This window comes from Sphaerisporangium rubeum, assembly GCF_014207705.1.
In the GTDB taxonomy this organism is placed as follows: domain Bacteria; phylum Actinomycetota; class Actinomycetes; order Streptosporangiales; family Streptosporangiaceae; genus Sphaerisporangium; species Sphaerisporangium rubeum.
The window spans coordinates 994770-1012397 of sequence record NZ_JACHIU010000001.1 but is presented as its reverse complement, the minus strand read 5'-3'; the positions used below and the strand labels follow the sequence as shown (position 1 = coordinate 1012397).

The 17628-nt window shown below is 69.3% G+C and carries 16 protein-coding genes; all 16 read right to left on the bottom strand.

From position 1 onward, the window contains the following. Window position 1 precedes the first annotated feature (1 nt). A complete protein-coding gene (gene nuoN, locus BJ992_RS04110) occupies window positions 2–1561 on the bottom strand; it encodes an NADH-quinone oxidoreductase subunit NuoN (RefSeq protein WP_184978611.1) in 1560 nt (519 codons plus the stop codon). Then, complete coding sequence (locus BJ992_RS04105) at window positions 1558–3087, bottom strand: NADH-quinone oxidoreductase subunit M (RefSeq protein ID WP_184978610.1); 1530 nt, start codon at window positions 3085–3087, stop codon at window positions 1558–1560. The genes nuoN and BJ992_RS04105 overlap by 4 nt, the downstream gene beginning before the upstream one ends. Then, window positions 3087–4958 carry an NADH-quinone oxidoreductase subunit L gene (nuoL, locus tag BJ992_RS04100; protein WP_184987563.1) on the bottom strand — a complete coding sequence of 624 codons (1872 nt, stop codon included), beginning with the start codon at window positions 4956–4958 and terminating at the stop codon, window positions 3087–3089. Before nuoL ends, BJ992_RS04105 begins: the two co-directional genes overlap by 1 nt. A 54-nt stretch (window positions 4959–5012) precedes the next feature. Beyond that, window positions 5013–5309, bottom strand: coding sequence for an NADH-quinone oxidoreductase subunit NuoK (gene nuoK, locus BJ992_RS04095; RefSeq protein ID WP_184978609.1), 297 nt, complete (start codon window positions 5307–5309; stop codon window positions 5013–5015). After that, window positions 5306–6145, bottom strand: coding sequence for an NADH-quinone oxidoreductase subunit J (locus tag BJ992_RS04090; protein ID WP_184978608.1), 840 nt, complete (start codon window positions 6143–6145; stop codon window positions 5306–5308). The genes nuoK and BJ992_RS04090 overlap by 4 nt, the downstream gene beginning before the upstream one ends. Then, window positions 6138–6653, bottom strand: a complete 516-nt coding sequence (gene nuoI, locus BJ992_RS04085; RefSeq protein ID WP_343072494.1) for an NADH-quinone oxidoreductase subunit NuoI — start codon at window positions 6651–6653, stop codon at window positions 6138–6140. Before nuoI ends, BJ992_RS04090 begins: the two co-directional genes overlap by 8 nt. Beyond that, window positions 6640–8001 (bottom strand): NADH-quinone oxidoreductase subunit NuoH, encoded by a 1362-nt coding sequence (nuoH, locus tag BJ992_RS04080; RefSeq protein WP_184978607.1) that lies wholly within the window; start codon window positions 7999–8001, stop codon window positions 6640–6642. The genes nuoI and nuoH overlap by 14 nt, the downstream gene beginning before the upstream one ends. Further along, on the bottom strand, window positions 7998–10409 hold the full coding sequence (locus BJ992_RS04075; protein WP_184978606.1) for an NADH-quinone oxidoreductase subunit G: 2412 nt from the start codon (window positions 10407–10409) through the stop codon (window positions 7998–8000). Before BJ992_RS04075 ends, nuoH begins: the two co-directional genes overlap by 4 nt. After that, a complete protein-coding gene (nuoF, locus tag BJ992_RS04070; protein WP_184978605.1) occupies window positions 10406–11695 on the bottom strand; it encodes an NADH-quinone oxidoreductase subunit NuoF in 1290 nt (429 codons plus the stop codon). The genes BJ992_RS04075 and nuoF overlap by 4 nt, the downstream gene beginning before the upstream one ends. Continuing rightward, complete coding sequence (gene nuoE / locus BJ992_RS04065; RefSeq protein WP_343072493.1) at window positions 11692–12360, bottom strand: NADH-quinone oxidoreductase subunit NuoE; 669 nt, start codon at window positions 12358–12360, stop codon at window positions 11692–11694. Before nuoE ends, nuoF begins: the two co-directional genes overlap by 4 nt. Further along, on the bottom strand, window positions 12357–13709 hold the full coding sequence (locus BJ992_RS04060) for an NADH-quinone oxidoreductase subunit D (RefSeq protein WP_184978604.1): 1353 nt from the start codon (window positions 13707–13709) through the stop codon (window positions 12357–12359). The genes nuoE and BJ992_RS04060 overlap by 4 nt, the downstream gene beginning before the upstream one ends. Further along, the gene (locus BJ992_RS04055; RefSeq protein ID WP_184978603.1) at window positions 13706–14383 is read right to left on the bottom strand and encodes an NADH-quinone oxidoreductase subunit C; all 678 of its coding nucleotides are present in this window, start codon (window positions 14381–14383) and stop codon (window positions 13706–13708) included. The genes BJ992_RS04060 and BJ992_RS04055 overlap by 4 nt, the downstream gene beginning before the upstream one ends. Further along, window positions 14380–14931 carry a NuoB/complex I 20 kDa subunit family protein gene (locus BJ992_RS04050; protein WP_184978602.1) on the bottom strand — a complete coding sequence of 184 codons (552 nt, stop codon included), beginning with the start codon at window positions 14929–14931 and terminating at the stop codon, window positions 14380–14382. Before BJ992_RS04050 ends, BJ992_RS04055 begins: the two co-directional genes overlap by 4 nt. Window positions 14932–14970: 39 nt before the next feature. Continuing rightward, window positions 14971–15330, bottom strand: coding sequence for an NADH-quinone oxidoreductase subunit A (locus BJ992_RS04045; protein ID WP_184978601.1), 360 nt, complete (start codon window positions 15328–15330; stop codon window positions 14971–14973). A 115-nt stretch (window positions 15331–15445) separates the two neighbouring features. Further along, on the bottom strand, window positions 15446–16720 hold the full coding sequence (locus BJ992_RS04040; protein ID WP_184978600.1) for a geranylgeranyl reductase family protein: 1275 nt from the start codon (window positions 16718–16720) through the stop codon (window positions 15446–15448). A 127-nt stretch (window positions 16721–16847) separates the two neighbouring features. Beyond that, the gene (locus BJ992_RS04035) at window positions 16848–17591 is read right to left on the bottom strand and encodes a demethylmenaquinone methyltransferase (RefSeq protein WP_184978599.1); all 744 of its coding nucleotides are present in this window, start codon (window positions 17589–17591) and stop codon (window positions 16848–16850) included. Window positions 17592–17628 lie beyond the last annotated feature (37 nt).

The following is a 17628-nucleotide window of genomic DNA, read 5'->3' as shown; positions in this document are numbered from 1 at the left end:
CCTAACGAACGAACAACGACTGCGCGGCCGAGTGCGCCAGGTCGAGCACCGGCTGCGGGAAGACCCCGAGGACTACGGTAGCCGCCGCGGAAAGAGCCACCACAGCCGCGGTCCCCATGCTGGGGATCGCGATGGTCGGGCCCTCGGGTGCGGGGTCGCTGAAGAACATCAGCACGATGACGCGGACGTAGAAGAACGCCGCCATCGCCGAGGTGACGACACCCACGATGACCAGGGCCGTCGCGCCACCGGCCACGGCGGGGGCGAACACGGCGTACTTGCCGAAGAAGCCGGAGGTGAGCGGGATGCCGGCGAAGGCGAGCAGGAACAGCGCGAAGATGCCGGCCAGCGCCGGCGATCTCTTGCCGAGTCCGGCCCACCGGGACAGGTGCCCCGCCTCGCCGCCGGCGTCGCGGACCATGGTGACGACCGCGAAGGCGCCGACCGTGGCGAAGCCGTAGGCCACGAGGTAGAACAGGATGCCGCCGAGTGCCGCGGCGTTCTGCGCCAGTTTGCCGGTGGCGACGACCGCGACCAGCAGGAAGCCGGTGTGCGCGATCGAGGAGTACGCCAGCATGCGCTTGATGTCGGTCTGGGTGATCGCCAGGATGGCGCCGATCACCATCGTGAGGATGGCGACGGCCCACAGCACCGGCTGCCAGATCTGGTCGAGGTTGCCGAGGCCGACCCAGAACACCCGCAGCAGCGCGCCGAACGCGGCGATCAGCGTGCCGGACGCCATGAGCGCGGTGATCGGGGTGGGTGAGCCCTGGTACACGTCGGGCTTCCACGCCTGGAACGGCGCGGCGCCGACCTTGAACAGCAGGCCCACGCCGAGCATCGCGGCGCCGATGTACAGCAGGTTGTCCTGGCCGAGGTTCGCGCCGATGGCCTGCTCGATGCCGCCGAGGTCGACCGTGCCGGCGAAGCCGTACAGCAGCGCGGTGCCGTACAGGAAGAACGCCGAGGAGAAGGCGCCGAGCAGGAAGTACTTCATGGCCGCCTCCTGCGAGAGGAGACGGCGACGGCGCGCGAGGCCGCACAGCAGGTACAGCGGCAGCGACATGACCTCAAGGGCCACGAACATGATCAGCAGGTCGTTGGACGCGGGGAACAGCATCATGCCGCCGACCGCGAACAGGACGAGCGGGTAGATCTCGGTGTGCGCGCCGCCTTGGCTGATCGCCTGGTCCTCTTCGGCGCTGCCGGGGACGGCGGACGCCTGCGCGACGAAGTGGTCGTCGTCGTTGACGAGGAGGACACTGACGACGGCGAGCAGCAGGATGGCGCCCCACACGAACAGTGACGGCCCGTCGACCGCGACCGCTCCCATGGCGGCGGCCTCGCGCACCCCTTGCGTGCCCTGCCAGACGGTCAGCGCGAAAGCCCCGATGAGGGACAGCAGCGTGATCGGCATCTGGAGGGACTTGCGCAGGTAGCGCGGCGTGAACGCCTCCACGAGCACCCCGGCGATGGCCGCGCCGAACACCAGGAGCAGCGGGGACAGCGTCCCGTACTCGATCTTCGGCGCGGGGATGGGAGCGAGGGCGAGCAGGCTCATTCTCCTGGCCCCTTCTGGTCGGCAGCCGCGGGTATGGCCGGGGTGAACTGCGGCGCCTGCACACTGGTGAGCGTGTGCCGGACCGCGGGGTTGATCACGTCGAGCAGCGGCTTGGGGAAGAACCCGAAACCGATGAGCAGTGCGATGAGCGGCGCCACCACGAGCTTCTCGCGGAGGTTCAGGTCAGGCAGCCCGCGTACGGACTCGGCGGTGGGCCCACCCATCATGCGCTGGTACATCCACAGGATGTAGACGGCGGCGAGCACCATGCCGATCAGCGCGATGATCGCCGGTACGACGTACTGCTCGTAGGTGCCGATCAGCACGAGGAACTCGGAGACGAACGTCGACAGGCCCGGCAGCGACAGCGACGACAGGCCGGCGACGAGGAACGTGCCGGCGAGCACCGGCGCGACCTTCTGCACGCCGCCGTAGTCGGCGATGTACTGCGAACCGCGCCGGTGGATGAGGAAACCGGCGAGCAGGAACAGCGCTCCGGTGGAGAAGCCGTGGTTCACCATGTACAGCGTGGCGCCGGACTGCGCGTCGGCGGTCAGCGCGAACACACCCATCGTGATGAAGCCGAAGTGCGAGATGGAGGTGTAGGCGATGAGCCGCTTCATGTCGGTCTGGCCGATGGCCACGATCGCGCCGTACACGATGCCGACGACGCTCAGCGCGATGATCAGCGGTGTGAAGAACTTGGCGGCGTCGGGGAACAGCTCCAGGCAGAACCGCAGCATGCCGTAGGTGCCGACCTTGTCGAGCACGCCGACGAGCAGCACGGCCGCGCCGGCGGGTGCCTGCGCGGCGGCGTCCGGCAGCCAGGTGTGGAACGGCCACAGCGGGGCCTTCACGGCGAACGCGACGAAGAACCCGAGGAACAGCCACTTCTGGGTGTTCGGGTCGGTGATGGCGCCGATCAGCTCGGGCTGCAGGAACGTGCTCTTGGCGGCGAGGTGGTACAGCGCGATGACCGCGACCAGCATGAGCAGGCCGCCGAACAGCGAGTACAGCAGGAACTTGACCGCCGCGTACGACCGCTGCGCGCCGCCGTAGGACCCGATCATGAAGTACATCGGGATCAGCATGGCTTCGAAGAACACGTAGAACAGGAAGACGTCGGTCGCCGCGAAGACGCCGATCATCATCGCTTCGAGCACCAGGATGAGCGCGAAGTACGTCTTGACCGACCGCTTGGCGTCCGGCCGTTCGGCGTCGTGCCACGAGGCCAGGACCACGATCGGCACGAGCACCGCGGCCAGTGCGATGAGCACGAGCGCGATGCCGTCCACCGCGACGGCGTAGTGCACTCCGAACGCGGGGATCCAGTCGTGGACCTCGCTGAACTGCTGGCGCGCACCCGACGGGTCGAACTGTGCCGCCATGACGAGCGTGAGCACGAGCACGGCGAGCGACACCGCGAGCGTGAGCTGCTTGGCGAGCTTGTCGTTGCCTTTCGGCACCGCCGCGACCGCCAGCGCGCCCAGCACGGGCACGCCCATCAGGATTGAGAGCCAGGGCATCACAGGTTCCCTACGAAGAACAGTGCGCCGACCAGGAGAGCGGCACCGAAGAATATCGACAAGGCGTACGAGCGGACGAACCCGGTCTGCACGCGGCGCAGGCGGCCCGAGGTGCCGCCGATGGTCGCCGCGAGCCCGTTCACGAGGCCGTCGATGCCGCGGTTGTCGAAGAACACCGCGAGCCGGGTCAGCCACTGGCCGGGACGCATGAACAGCGCCTCGTTCAGCGCGTCACCGTACAGGTCGCGCCGCGCGAAGGTCGTGAGGAACGAGCCGCGTGGTGCGACCGCCGGCACCGGGGCCCGGCCGTACCGCATCCAGGCGTACGCGACGCCGACGGCGACCAGCGCCAGGGTGGCGAGGCCGGGGACGCTGAACGGGTGGAACACCGGCAGCTCCTCGGGACGGCCGACGGCCGGCGAGAGGAACTCCATGAACCGGTTGCCGACGATGAGGAACGCGCCGCCGAACACCGAGCCGATGGACAGCAGGATCAGCGGCCAGGTCATCACGGCAGGCGACTCGTGCGGGTGCGCGTCCTTCTCCCAGCGGCGTTCGCCGTGGAAGGTCATGAAGAACAGGCGCGACATGTAGAAGCCGGTGATGCCGGCGCCGATCACGGCGAGCCAGCCGAGGACGGGACTGTGCTCCATCGTGGCCTCGATGATGCCGTCCTTGGTCCAGTAGCCGGACAGCAGCGGGAAGCCGATGATCGCGAGGTAGCCGAGGCCGAACGTGATCCAGGTGATCTTCATGACCGAGGCCAGGCCGCCGTACTTGCGCATGTCGACCTCGTCGTTCATGGCGTGCATGACCGAACCGGCGCCGAGGAACATCGAGGCCTTGAAGAAGCCGTGCGCGATGAGGTGCGCGATGGCGAAGGCGTACCCGATGGGGCCGAGGCCCGCGGCGAGCATCATGTAGCCGATCTGCGACATCGTGGAGCCCGCGAGGGCCTTCTTGATGTCGTCCTTGGCGGTACCGATGATCGCACCGGCGAGCAGCGTGGCGACGCCGACGATGGTGACGACGAGCTGCGCGGTCGGCGCTCCCTCGAAGATCAGGCCGGAGCGGACCACCAGGTAGACGCCGGCGGTGACCATGGTGGCCGCGTGGATGAGCGCCGACACCGGGGTCGGACCCTCCATGGCGTCCAGAAGCCAGGACTGCAGGGGGAGCTGCGCGGACTTGCCGCAGGCGCCGACGAGCAGCGCGAGGCCGATCAGGGTCAGCGTGCCCTGCGACACCTGCGGGTCGCCGACGTGCTGGAACACCGGGCCGTACGCGACGGTGCCGAACGTCGTGAAGATCACGAAGATGCCGAGCGCGAGGCCCATGTCGCCGACGCGGTTGACCACGAAGGCCTTCTTGGCGGCGGTCGCGGCCGTCGGCTTGTGCTGCCAGAAGCCGATCAGCAGGTAGGACGCCAGGCCCACGCCTTCCCAGCCTATGTACAGGCCGAGGTAGTTGTCGGCCAGCACCAGCAGCAGCATCGCGGCGACGAAGAGGTTCAGGTAGCCGAAGAACCGCCGCCGGCCCGGGTCGTGGGCCATGTAGCCGATCGAGTAGATGTGGATCAGCGACCCGACCCCGGTGATCAGCAGCGCGAACGAGATCGACAGCGGGTCCAGCAGCAGACCCATGTTCACCTGGAGCGACGCGCCGGCCGGCAGGAAGTCGTACAGATGGACGACCCTGCGGCGCTGCTCGGCGCCGAGGCCGAGCAGCTCGAACAGCACGAGCACGGCGACCACGAACGACGCCAGCGACATGACGACGCCGAGCAGGTGACCCCATCGGTCGGTGCGGCGGCCCCCCAGCAGGAGGATCGCCGCGCCGAGCAACGGCAGGACGATCATCAGCCAGGACATCCCGATCACTCCGCCGGAGTGCTGGATGATCTCAGCGGGTTCCACGGCCACCTCTTAGTACTTCAGCAGGTTGACGTCGTCGACCGACGCGGACCTGCGGGTTCGGAAGATCGTCACGATGATCGCCAGACCCACGACGACCTCGGCCGCGGCCACGATCATCACGAAGAACGCGATCACCTGGCCCTCGAGGTTGCCATGCTGGCGCGCGAACGTGACGAAGGCCAGGTTGCAGGCGTTCAGCATCAGCTCGACGCACATGAACACCACGATGGCGTTGCGGCGCACCAGCACGCCGACGCCGCCGATGGCGAACAGCAGCGCCGAGAGCACCAGGTAGTGGGTGGTCACTTGCCTTCCTCCTCGACGACGTGACCCTCGACGGTCCGCGCCGCGGCGGGCCGCTCAGTCTCCACCGGGTCGGCCGCGCGCCGGGAACCGCCGGCGACGTTCCTGATCGCCTGCGCGAGCCGCGGGTCCTCAGGCAGGCGCCGGTCCTCGACGTCGTGCCGCGCGATGACGCGGTTGACCGACAGCTCCGACACCGTGCCGTCCGGCAGCAGGGCCGGCATGTCGATGGCGTTGTGCCTGGCGTACGTGCCGGGGCCCGGCAGCGGGGTCGGGTGGTCGCCGAGGAACCGCGCGCGCGACAGGTCCTTCTGCGTGGGCTTCGGCGTGGACCGCTCGCGGTGCGCCAGCACCATCGCGCCGAGCGCGGCGGTGATCAGCAGCGCGGAGGTGACCTCGAACGCGAAGACGTACCGGGTGAAGATCTGCGACGCCAGGCCCGGCACGTTGCCGCCGCTCTGCTGCACCGCGGTGGTCAGGCCGGTCGCGCCGCCGAACGCGACGTTGCCGAGCCCCGCCGCGAGCAGCACCGCGAAGCCGAGGCCTGCGATGAAGGCCCAGAACCGCTGGCCGCGGATCGTCTCGACCAGCGAGTCGGAGGAGTCCACGCCGACCAGCATCAGCACGAACAGGAAGAGCATCATGACCGCGCCGGTGTACACGATGATCTGCACCACGGCGAGGAACGGAGCGTCCTGGACGGCGTACAGCACGGCCAGCGAGAGCATGACGACACCCAGCATGAGGGCGGAGTAGACCGCCTTCCTGCTGAACACGAGCCCGAACGCGGCGGCCACCGCGACGACGGCGAGCACCCAGAACGTGATGGTCTCACCCATTGCTACGGCCCAACCGGTAGTAGTCCTCTTCGGTCTCGCCGAGGCGCATGGGGTGCGGCGGCGTCTCCATGCCGGGGCCGAGCGGCGCGAGCAGCATCTCCTTGGTGTAGATGAGGCTCTCACGGCTGGAGTTCGCGAGCTCGTACTCGTTGGTCATCGTGAGCGCGCGCGTGGGGCACGCCTCGATGCACAGCCCGCACAGGATGCAGCGCAGGTAGTTGATCTGGTACGTGCGGCCGTACCGCTCACCCGGCGAGTAACGCTCCTCGTCGGTGTTGTCGGCGCCTTCCACGAAGATGGCGTCGGCGGGACAGGCCCAGGCGCACAGCTCGCACCCGACGCACTTCTCCAGCCCGTCCGGCCACCTGTTCAGCTGGTGACGGCCGTGGAAACGCGGCGCGGTGGGCCGCTTCTCCTCCGGGTAGTTCGTCGTCACCGGCTTCTTGAACATGTGGTGGAAGGTCACGCCGAACCCCTTCACGGGGTTCAGGAAATCAGTTAGTCCCACTGGGGACCTCCTTGCGTCCGTTGACGCCGTGATAGTGGGGCAGGTCCAGCGCGGGGACCGGGAAGCCGCCCGCGGTGGGCTCCTCGCCGAGCTGCTCGAACTCGGCCCTGACCTCTTCGGCCTGGGCCTCCCTGCGGCGCTGGTTCGCCGTGTCGAACCAGAAGTAGATCGCCAGGCACGAGATCACGACGACGGCCGCGATGACCATCACGAGCGTGCGCTGCTCACCGGGGACGCGCAGAGCGCGGAAGCTGGCGACCAGCAGGATCCACGCGAGGTTCAGCGGGATCAGGACCTTCCAGCCGAAGGCCATGAGCTGGTCGTACCTGATGCGAGGCAGCGAGGCGCGCACCCAGATGAAGAACGAGAACACCAGCACGAGCTTGACGAAGAACCACAGCATCGGCCACCAGCCGGTGTTGGCGCCGTCCCACAGCGAGATCGGGAACGGTGCGCGCCAGCCGCCGAGGAACAGCGTGATGCTGAGCGCCGACACGGTGAAGATGTTGACGTACTCGGCCAGCATGAACATCGCGAACTTCAGCGACGAGGAGTACTCGGTGTGGAACCCGCCGACGAGCTCGCCCTCACCCTCGGGCAGGTCGAACGGCACGCGGTTGGTCTCACCGAGCATCGTGATCACGTAGATCAGGAACGACGGGATGAGCAGCACCGCGTACCAGGACGGCAGCGGGACGTCGAGCCCGAGCACGTGCCAGGTGCCGCCGGACGCCTGAGCGTTGACGATCTCGGACGTGGACAGCGTGCCGGCGAAGATGAACACCGCCACGAACGACAGACCCATCGCGATCTCGTACGAGATCACCTGCGCGGTGGAGCGCAGCCCGCCGAGCACGGCGTACGGCGAGCGCGAGCCCCAGCCGGCGAGCACGATGCCGTACACGCCGATCGAGGCCATGGCGAGCACCACGAGCACCGCGACCGGCAGGTCGGTGAGCTGCAGCGGCGTGCGCACCCCGAACATCGACACCATCGGCCCGAACGGGATGACGGCGAACGACAGGAAGGCGGGGACGGCGATGATGACCGGCGCCATCACGTAGATGACCTTGTCGACGGTGCGCGGGAGGATGTCCTCCTTGAGCCCCATCTTGATGCCGTCGGCGACCGACTGCAGCAGGCCGAACTTCCCGGCCCGGTTGGGGCCGTAGCGGTGCTGCATGCGCGAGATGAGCTTGCGCTCGGTCCACACGCCGAACAGCACACCCAGCATCAAGAACACGAAGATGAACAGCGCCTTGATGATGGAGATCCACAGCGGATCCTTGCCGAAGTCGGCCAGGGTGGGGCCGACCGGATCCGCCGGTGCGGCCAGCAAGAGTCTCATTCCGCGCTCCCGATCTCGACGACGTCCCCGGCCACCGCGCGAAGGTCCCGGGTCACCGAGCACCCGGGTGAGTTGGCCGGCACCCACACGACGCGGTCGGGCAGGTCGGCGACCCGCACCGGCAGGCCGACCGTACCGCCTTCCGCGGTGATCGTGACCTTACCGCCGTGCACCACGCCGATCTCGGCCGCGGTGGCCTCCGACAGCAGCGCCTCGACGGGCCGTGCGGTGCCGGCGAGGTACGGCTCACCGTCCTGCAGGCGGCCGGCGTCGATGAGCTGGTGCCACGTGGCGAGCACGGCCTGGCCGGCGCGCGGCGCGGGGTGCGCGCCGCCGCTGACGGCCGGGCCACCCGGCCGCGCGCCGCGCCACGCGCCGAGCGCGGCGAGCTCGCGGCGCGCGGCGGCGGTGTCGGGGAGGCCGAGGTGGACGTCCATGTGGTCGCTGATCGCGGCGATGGCGCCGAGGTCGCTCAGCACGCCGGGGACCTCGATGGCCCGCTCGAAGCTGCGGCCGCGGCCCTCCCAGTCGACGAACGTGCCGCTCTTCTCCGACACCGCGGCGATCGGCAGCACGACGTCGGCGCGGTCGGTGACGGCACTGGCCCGCATCTCCAGGGACACGATGAACGGGGTGTTCTCCAGGGCCGTGAGCGCGGCCTCGGGGTCGGGCAGGTCGTAGGGGTCGACGCCGCCGACGACCAGCGCGTCCAGCTCGCCGGTGAGCGCGGCGGCCAGGATGGCGGCGGTGTCGCGGCCGGGGGTGGCCGGGACGGTGGCGACGTTCCAGGCGCGGGCCACCTCGGCGCGCGCCGCCTCGTCGGTGACGGGACGGCCGATCGGCAGCAGGCCCGGCAGCGCGCCGGCCTCGACGGCGCCGCGCTCACCGGCGCGGCGCGGCACCCAGGCGAGGCGCGCGCCGGTGACGGCGGCCAGCCGGACGACGGCCGACAGCGCGCCACGTGAGGTGGCGAGCCGCTCGCCGACGAGGATGACGGCCCCCGGAGCGCGCAGCGCCTCGGCGGTGGGTGAGGACTCGGAGATCAGGTCGCCGATGGCCTCGGCCTCCGCGCCGGGGAGGGTGCGCACCAGCGTGCCTCCCATCTTGGCGAGGCTCTCGGTCGCGAACGGCGCGATGGAGGTGACCCGCAGACCGTGCTTGCGCCACGCCTTGCGCAGGCGCAGGAAGACGATCGGCGACTCCTCCTCGGGCTCGAACCCGGCGAGCAGCACGGCCGGGGCCTTCTCGATGTCGGCGTAGGAGACCTCGATGCCCTTGCCGGCGACGGCGTGCGCGAGGAAGTCGGCTTCCTCCTGCGTGTGCGCGCGTGCGCGGAAGTCGACGTCGTTGGTGCCGAGCGCGACGCGCGCGAACTTGGCGTACGCGTAGGCGTCCTCGACGGTGACGCGTCCGCCGACCAGCACACCGGCCCGGCCGCGGGCCCTCGCGAGCCCTTCGGCGGCGGCGCTGAGCGCCTCGGGCCAGGAGGCCGGCCGAAGGTGGCCGTCCTCGTCGCGGACCAGCGGGGTGCGCAGGCGGTCGGGCTCGGTGGCGTAGGAGAAGGCCCACCGGCCCTTGTCGCAGTTCCACTCCTCGTTGACCTGGGGGTCGTCACCGGCGAGGCGGCGGGTGACCCGGCCGCGGCGGTGGTCGGTGCGCAGGGAGCAGCCGCTCGCGCAGTGCTCGCAGGCGCTCGGCGTGGACACCAGGTCGAACGGCCGGGCCCGGAACCGGTAGGCCGCGCCGGTGAGCGCGCCGACGGGGCAGATCTGGATGGTGTTGCCGGAGTAGTACGACTGGAACGGCTCGCCGTCGGCGACGCCGACCTGCTCCTGAGCGCCGCGCTCGAAGAAGTCGATCAGCGGGTCGCCGGCGATCTCGTCGGAGAACCGGATGCACCGCGCGCACTGGACACACCGCTCACGGTCGAGCAGCACCTCGCTCGACAGCGGGATCGGCTTCTCGAAGGTGCGCTTGGCCTCGGTGAACCGCGACTCGCCCTGGCCGTTCGACATGGCCTGGTTCTGCAGAGGGCACTCGCCGCCCTTGTCGCAGACCGGGCAGTCGAGCGGGTGGTTCATCAGCAGCAGCTCCATCACGCCGCGCTGCGCCTTCTCGGCGACCGGCGAGGTGAGCTGGGTCTGCACCACCATGCCCTCGGTGCACACGATGGTGCAGGAGGCCGCGGGCTTCGGCATGCCCTCGATCGTGACCAGGCACTGGCGGCAGGCGCCGACCGGGTCGAGCAGGGGGTGGTCGCAGAAGCGCGGGATCTGGATGCCGAGCAGCTCGGCGGCCCTGATCAGCAGCGTGCCCTTGGGTACGGCGATCTGGAACCCGTCGATGGTGAGGTTCACCATCTCGACGGGCTGCTCGATCTGCCCCTCCGGCGTCGTCTGAACGGTCATGCGGTGGCCCCCCACACGGTGGACGCCGCCGGGTCGAACGGGCATCCGCCGATCTCGAAGTGCTTGAGGTATTCGTCGCGGAAGTGCTTCACCGACGAGTGGATCGGGCTGGTGGCGCCGTCACCGAGCGCGCAGAACGACCGGCCGAGGATGTTGTCGGCGATGTCGGTGATGGTCGTCAGGTCCTCTTCGGTGCCCTGCCCCTTCTCCAGCCGCCGCAGCACCTGCTTGAGCCAGTAGGTGCCCTCCCGGCAGGGGGTGCACTTGCCGCAGGACTCGTGCGCGTAGAACTCGGTCCACCGCAGGACGGTCCGCACCACGCAGGTCGTCTCGTCGAAGATCTGCAGGGCCCGGGTGCCGAGCATGGAGCCCTTGGCGCCGACCGACTCGAAGTCGAGCGGCACGTCGAGGTGCTCGTCGGTGAAGATCGGGGTGGAGGACCCGCCGGGGGTCCAGAACTTCAGCCGGTGGCCGGCCCGGACGCCGCCGGCCATGTCGAGCAGCTCGCGCAGCGTGATGCCGAGCGGCGCCTCGTACTGGCCGGGACGGGTGACGTGACCGCTGAGGGAGAAGATGCCGAAGCCCTTGGACCGCTCGGTCCCCATGCCGGCGAACCAGTCGGCGCCGTTGGCGACGATGCTCGGAACGCTCGCCACCGACTCGACGTTGTTGATGACGGTGGGACACGCGTACAGGCCCGCGACGGCGGGGAAGGGGGGCTTGAGGCGAGGTTGACCCCGGTAGCCCTCCAGCGAGTCCAGCAGCGCGGTCTCCTCACCGCAGATGTAGGCGCCGGCGCCGCTGTGCACCACCAGCTCCAGGTCGTACCCCGAGCCGAGGATGTCGGTGCCGAGGTAGCCCTTCTCGTACGCCTCGCGCACCGCCGCCTGCACCCGGCGCACGACGTGGAGGACCTCGCCGCGGATGTAGATGAAGGCCTGGTTGGCGCGGATGGCGTAGGAGGTGATGATGACACCCTCGACCAGCGAGTGGGGGTTGGCCATCATGAGCGGGATGTCCTTGCAGGTCCCCGGCTCGGACTCGTCGGCGTTGACCACCAGGTAGTGCGGCTTGCCGTCCCCTTGCGGGATGAAGCCCCACTTCATGCCGGTGGGGAACCCGGCGCCGCCGCGACCGCGCAGCCCGGAGTCCTTCACGGCCTTGATGATGGCGTCGGGGTCCATGCCGAGCGCCTTGCGCGCCGCCGCGTACTCGCCGTAGCCGTCGAGGGTGAAGGAGTCGGCCTGGTCCCAGTTGGCGGTGAGGACCGGCGTCAGCGTGGTCATTCCGAGGCCCCCTTCGGCGCCGTCCATCCGTTGGCCTTGGCGATCTTGAGACCTTCGAGCGAGGGGCCCGCCGCCGAGGGGCCGTCACCGGCCAGGCCGTCGGGGAGCCCGGCGAGCACCCGCGACGCCTCTTTGAACGTGCACAGGCGGCCGGGGCCGCGGGTCGGCCTGACCTCCTTGCCGGCGCGCAGGTCGTCGACGAGCTGCTTTGCCGACTCGGGGGTCTGGTTGTCGAAGAACTCCCAGTTGACCATCATGACCGGCGCGAAGTCGCAGGCGGCGTTGCACTCCAGCCGCTCCAGCGACACCCTGCCGTCGGCGGTGGTGTCGCCGTTGCCGGCGCCGGTGTGCTCGGTCAGCTCGTCCCAGATCTGGTCGCCACCCATGACGGCGCACAGCGCGTTGATGCAGACCCCGACGTGGTACTCACCGGCGGGCTTGCGCTTGTACATCGTGTAGAACGTCGACACGCCGACGACCTCGGCCTTGGTGAGGCCGAGCATCTCGGCGCAGAACTCCTGGCCCGCGTCGGAGACGTAGCCCTCCTCCGACTGCACCAGGTGGAGCAGCGGCAGCAGCGCCGAGCGGGGCCGCGGGTAACGGCCGATGATCTCTTTGGCGTCCCGTTCGAGACGCTCGCGGACTTCCGGCGAGTAGGTCGTCACCGGTCCACACCTCCCATGACCGGGTCGATGGACGCGACCGCGGCGATGACGTCGGCAACCATGCCGCCTTCGCAGGTGGCCGGCACGGCTTGCAGGTTCGTGAAGGACGGGTCGCGGAAGTGCACGCGGTACGGCCGGGTGCCGCCGTCGCTCACGACGTGCGCTCCGAGCTCGCCTCGCGGCGACTCCACCCCCACGTACGCCTGGCCGGCCGGGACGCGGAAGCCCTCGGTGACCAGCTTGAAGTGGTGGATGAGCGCCTCCATGGAGGAGCTCATGATGTGGGCGATGTGGTCGGGTGAGTTGCCGAGGCCGTCGGCGCCGAGCGCGAGCTGCGCGGGCCACCCGATCTTCTTGTCCTCGATCATGATGGGCTTGCCCTTGAGCTCCGAGCCCGCCAGCCGGTCGAGACACTGACCGATGATCTTGAGCGACTCCTCCATCTCGGCCACCCGCACGAGGTAGCGGCCGTAGACGTCGCAGGAGGTCTCGGTCGGCACGTCGAAGTCGTAGGTCTCGTAGCCGCTGTACGGCTGGGACTTGCGCAGGTCCCACGGCAGGCCGGCGGCCCGCAGCATGGGGCCGGTGATGCCGAGCGCCATGCAGCCGGTGAGGTCGAGGTAGGCGACGTCCTTGGTGCGGCGGACGTAGGCCGGGTTGGCGTCCAGGAGCTTGCGCATCTCCTTGATGCGGCCCGGCATGACCTTGAGGAACTCGCCGATCTTGTCGACGGCGCCTGCCGGGAGGTCCACCGAGACGCCGCCGGGCCGGACGTACGCCATGTTCATGCGCAGGCCGGTGATGTACTCGAACAGGTCGAGCACCATCTCGCGCTCACGGAAGCCGAACAGCATGGGGGTGGTGGCGCCGAGCTCCAGGCCGAAGGTCGCGATGGCCACCAGGTGGGAGCTGATGCGGTTGAGCTCCATCATCATGACGCGGATTGCCTGGGCCCGCGCCGGCACCCGGTCGGTGATGCCGAGCAGCCGCTCCACCGCCATGCAGTACGCCGTCTCGTTGAAGATCGGCGAGAGGTAGTCCATGCGGGTGACGAACGTGACCCCCTGGGTCCACGTCCGGTACTCCATGTTCTTCTCGATGCCGGTGTGGAGGTAGCCGATGACGGTGCGGGCCTCGGTGACGGTCTCGCCGTCCAGGGTGAGCACGAGCCGCAGCACGCCGTGGGTGGACGGGTGCTGGGGGCCCATGTTGATGACGAGGCGCTCCTCGGAGGACTCGGCGACCGCGCCGACGACCTGGTCCCAGTCCTGGCCGTTGACGTTGTAGACCCGGCCCTCGGTGGCGTCGTCGTCGCGGCGCTCGGTGTCGCCGTCGTGCACGGTGGTCATGCGTACGACCTCCTCTGGTCCGGCGCGGGGATGGTGGCGCCGCGGTACTCCACCGGGATGCCGCCGAGCGGGTAGTCCTTGCGCTGCGGGTGGCCGTCCCAGTCGTCCGGCATCTCGATGCGGGTCAGCGCGGGGTGGCCGTCGAAGACGATGCCGAAGAAGTCGTAGGTCTCGCGTTCGTGCCAGTCGTGGGTCGGGTAGATCGACACCGTGGACGGCACGTGCGGGTCGGCGTCGGGGCAGGCCACCTCGACGCGCACACGGCGGTTGAAGGTGATCGAGCACAGGTGGTAGACGGCACGCAGCTCGGCGCCGGTCTCCTCGGGGTAGTGCACGCCGGAGACGCCGAGCGACAGCTCGAAACGCAGCGCGGGGTCGTCGCGCAGGTGGCTCATGACCTCGGTCAGCCGCTCGCGCGCCACGTGCAGCGTGAGCTCGCCGCGGTCGACCACGACGCGCTCCACCATGCCGGAGAACGCGTCACCGGCGGCGGCCTCCAGCGCGTCGGCCACCTCGTCGAAGTAGCCGCCGTACGGCCGCACGCTCGACCGCTTCGGCGGCCGGCGCACCACGAGCCGGCCGTAGCCGGAAGTGTCGCCGGTGCCGGTCGCACCGAACATGCCGAGCCGCGCGACCGGCTCCTCCGGTACACCCGGCAGGTTGTCGCTGCTCATTTCGGGCTCCCCTGATCGATGAGCGGAAGAGACCGCAGAGCCTGCTGCTCCAGCTCCTCGATCTGCTTGGCGCGGTGCGCGCCGAACTTCATGTTCTGGATCTTGTCGTGCAGCTTCACGATGGAGTCGATCAGCATCTCGGGACGAGGCGGGCAGCCCGGCAGATAGATGTCCACCGGGACGACGTGGTCGACACCCTGCACGATCGCGTAGTTGTTGAACATGCCGCCGCTGGACGCGCAGACACCCATGGCGATGACCCACTTGGGCTCGGCCATCTGGTCGTAGATCTGGCGCAGCACCGGCGCCATCTTCTGCGACAGCCGGCCCGCCACGATCATCAGGTCGGCCTGGCGCGGCGAGGCGGAGGCCCGCTCCATGCCGAAGCGCGCCAGGTCGTGGTTCGGCCCGCCGGTCGCCATCAGCTCGATGGCGCAGCAGGCCAGGCCGAACGTCGCCGGCCAGACAGAGTTCTTGCGTGCCCAGCCCGCCGCCTGCTCAACCGTGGACAGGACGAACCCGCTCGGCAGTTTCTCTTCGAGACCCATGTCAGTGCTTCCTCCCGCGCGCCGAGGGCACGCCGCCTCTCAGTCCCAGTCCAGGCCGCGCCGACGCCACACGTAGGCGTACGCGACCAGGACGGCGACGATGAACAGCACCATCTCGATCAGACCGAAGACACCGAGATCGTCGAAGGCGACCGCCCACGGGTACAGGAAGATGATCTCGATGTCGAAGACGATGAAGAGCATGGCGGTGATCATGTACTTGAGCGGGAACCTGCCGCCGCCCACCGGCTGCGGTGTCGGCTCGATGCCGCACTCGTAGGCGTCGAGCTTGGCGCGGTTCCACCGCTTCGGCCCCGTGAAGGGGGCGATGCCGACGGAGAAGACCGCGAAGCCGAACGCGAGAACCGCCAGCACCACGATCGGGGCGTACAGTTCCATGGCTATCGGTCTCCTTCGTCTCTCGTCGTTCTGATGTGTCCGAGCGCGCGGGCGCCTCTCGGCCGGTTGCTGAGTCTAGGCACGGCGATCATCTGTCTTCGTCCCGGGTGTCTGGTCATGCCGGAGGCGTCACCTTCGACAGGGCGTTGATGAGCCGGTCCGACACGTCACCCCGCCGGTCCGTGAGATTAGCAAGGAGCTTCAGCGCGAACCGCATCAGAGTGGGGTGGGGCAGCCCGTGCCTTGTCAGGAAGCCCATCACGCCGGGCTTGCCGATGGCCTCGACGAACAGCCGGCCGAGGGTGAAGTAGCCGCCGTAGTGGTCCTTGAGCACCAGGGGGTAGGCGCGCAGCAGGCGCTCGCGCTGCGCGGGGGTCGCGGCGGCGAGCGCGGCGGCGACGGTGCGCGCCGCGATCCTGCCGGTCTCCATGGCGTACGCGATGCCCTCGCCGTTGAACGGGTTGATCATGCCGCCGGCGTCGCCGACGAGCACCAGGCCCTTGGTGTAGTGGGGTTGCCGGTTGAAGGCCATCGGCAGCGCGGCGCCGCGCACCGGGCCCGTCATGTTCTCCTCGGTGTAGCCCCACTCGGCCGGCATGTTCTTCACCCAGCGGCGCAGCAGGTCGCGGTAGTCGAGGTTCTGGAACGACTCGCTGGTGTTGAGCAGGCCGAGGCCGACGTTGCTCGTGCCGTCGCCGACGCCGAAGATCCAGCCGTACCCCGGCAGCAGCCGCGCGCGGCCGTCGTCGCCGGTGTCCCACAGCTCCAGCCACGACTCCAGGTAGTCGTCGTCGTGCCGGGGGCTGGTGAAGTAGGTGCGCACCGCGACACCCATCGGCCGGTCCTCGCGCCGGTGCAGGCCCATGGACAGCGACAGCCGGGTGGAGTTGCCGTCGGCGGCGACGACCAGGCGCGAGCGGTACGTCACCGGCTCGCCGTCGCGCTTGGCGGTCACGCCGATGATGTGGCCGCTGCGCAGGTCGAGCACCGGGCCGGTGACGTTGACGCCTTGCAGGAGCCTGGCTCCGGCGGCCTCGGCGCGGTCGGCGAGGATCTTGTCGAAGTCCAGGCGGGTGCGGACCAGCCCGAAATCGGGATAGCTGGACAACTCCGGCCACGGCAGTTCCAGGCGGTGACCGCCGCCGATCACGCGCAGGCCCTTGTTCCTGATCCAGCCGGGGGCGTCGATGTCGACCCCCATGTCGATCAGTTCCTTCACGGCGCGCGGCGTCAGACCGTCTCCGCAGACCTTTTCGCGGGGGAAACGGGTCTTCTCCAGCAGCAGCACGTCGAGGCCGGACCGCGCGAGGTGATAAGCCGTGGTCGAACCCGCTGGTCCTGCGCCGACGACGATGACGTCGGCGTCCAACGCGGGGGCTGACTCGCTCACGGGACCTGTCCTGTCCTGGGTGTTCGAGGGCCTTTGGGAAATCGGGGCCTTCGTGCCTTTGTGAACTACTTCACAAACTTGTCGGCGGAAGTCTAGCCCTTTTCCCCTGCCCTATGTCAGATGGAGCTTACCTACTCTGTGCGGCCGGTTTGACGGCTCGGTGGAGCGCGACGATCCCGAAGGAGAGATTGCGCCAGCGGACGCCTTCCCACCCGGCCTCGCCGATGATCCGCGCGAGCCCCGCCTGGCCCGGCCAGGCCCTGATCGACTCGGCCAGATAGACGTAGGAATCGGGGTTGGAGCTGACCGCGCGGGCCACCGGAGGCAGCAGTTTCATCAGGTACTGGGTGTACACGACGTCGAACGACCGGACCGTCGGCCGGGAGAACTCGCACACCACCAGCCGGCCGCCGGGACGGGTGACGCGGAGCATCTCGCCGAGCGCCTGCGCGGTGTCGTGGACGTTGCGCAGCCCGAACGAGATCGTGACGGCGTCGAACGTCTCGTCGGCGAATGGAAGTTTCAGCGCGTCGCCTCCGACGAAGGCCATGCGTCCCGTCCCGCCGGCCTCGGCGGACACACCGGAACCGCCGTGTCGCTCGGCACCCGCGCGCAACATGCCGAGAGAGAAGTCACACGCGATGGCACGCGCGCCGAGAGTGGTGAAGGCGTCGGTCGAGGTGCCCGTGCCGGCGGCCAGGTCGAGGACGAGCTCACCGGGGCCGGCGTCGACCGCCGCGGCGGTCGCCTTGCGCCACAGGCGGTCCTGCCCGAGGGACAGCACGTCGTTGACCAGGTCGTAGCGCCGGGCCGTGCGATCGAACATCGCCGCGATCTCCCGCGGCTGTTTGTCCAGCGATGCACGTGTCATGCGCACAGCTTAGTGGGACCAGGCGATCGACCCAAAG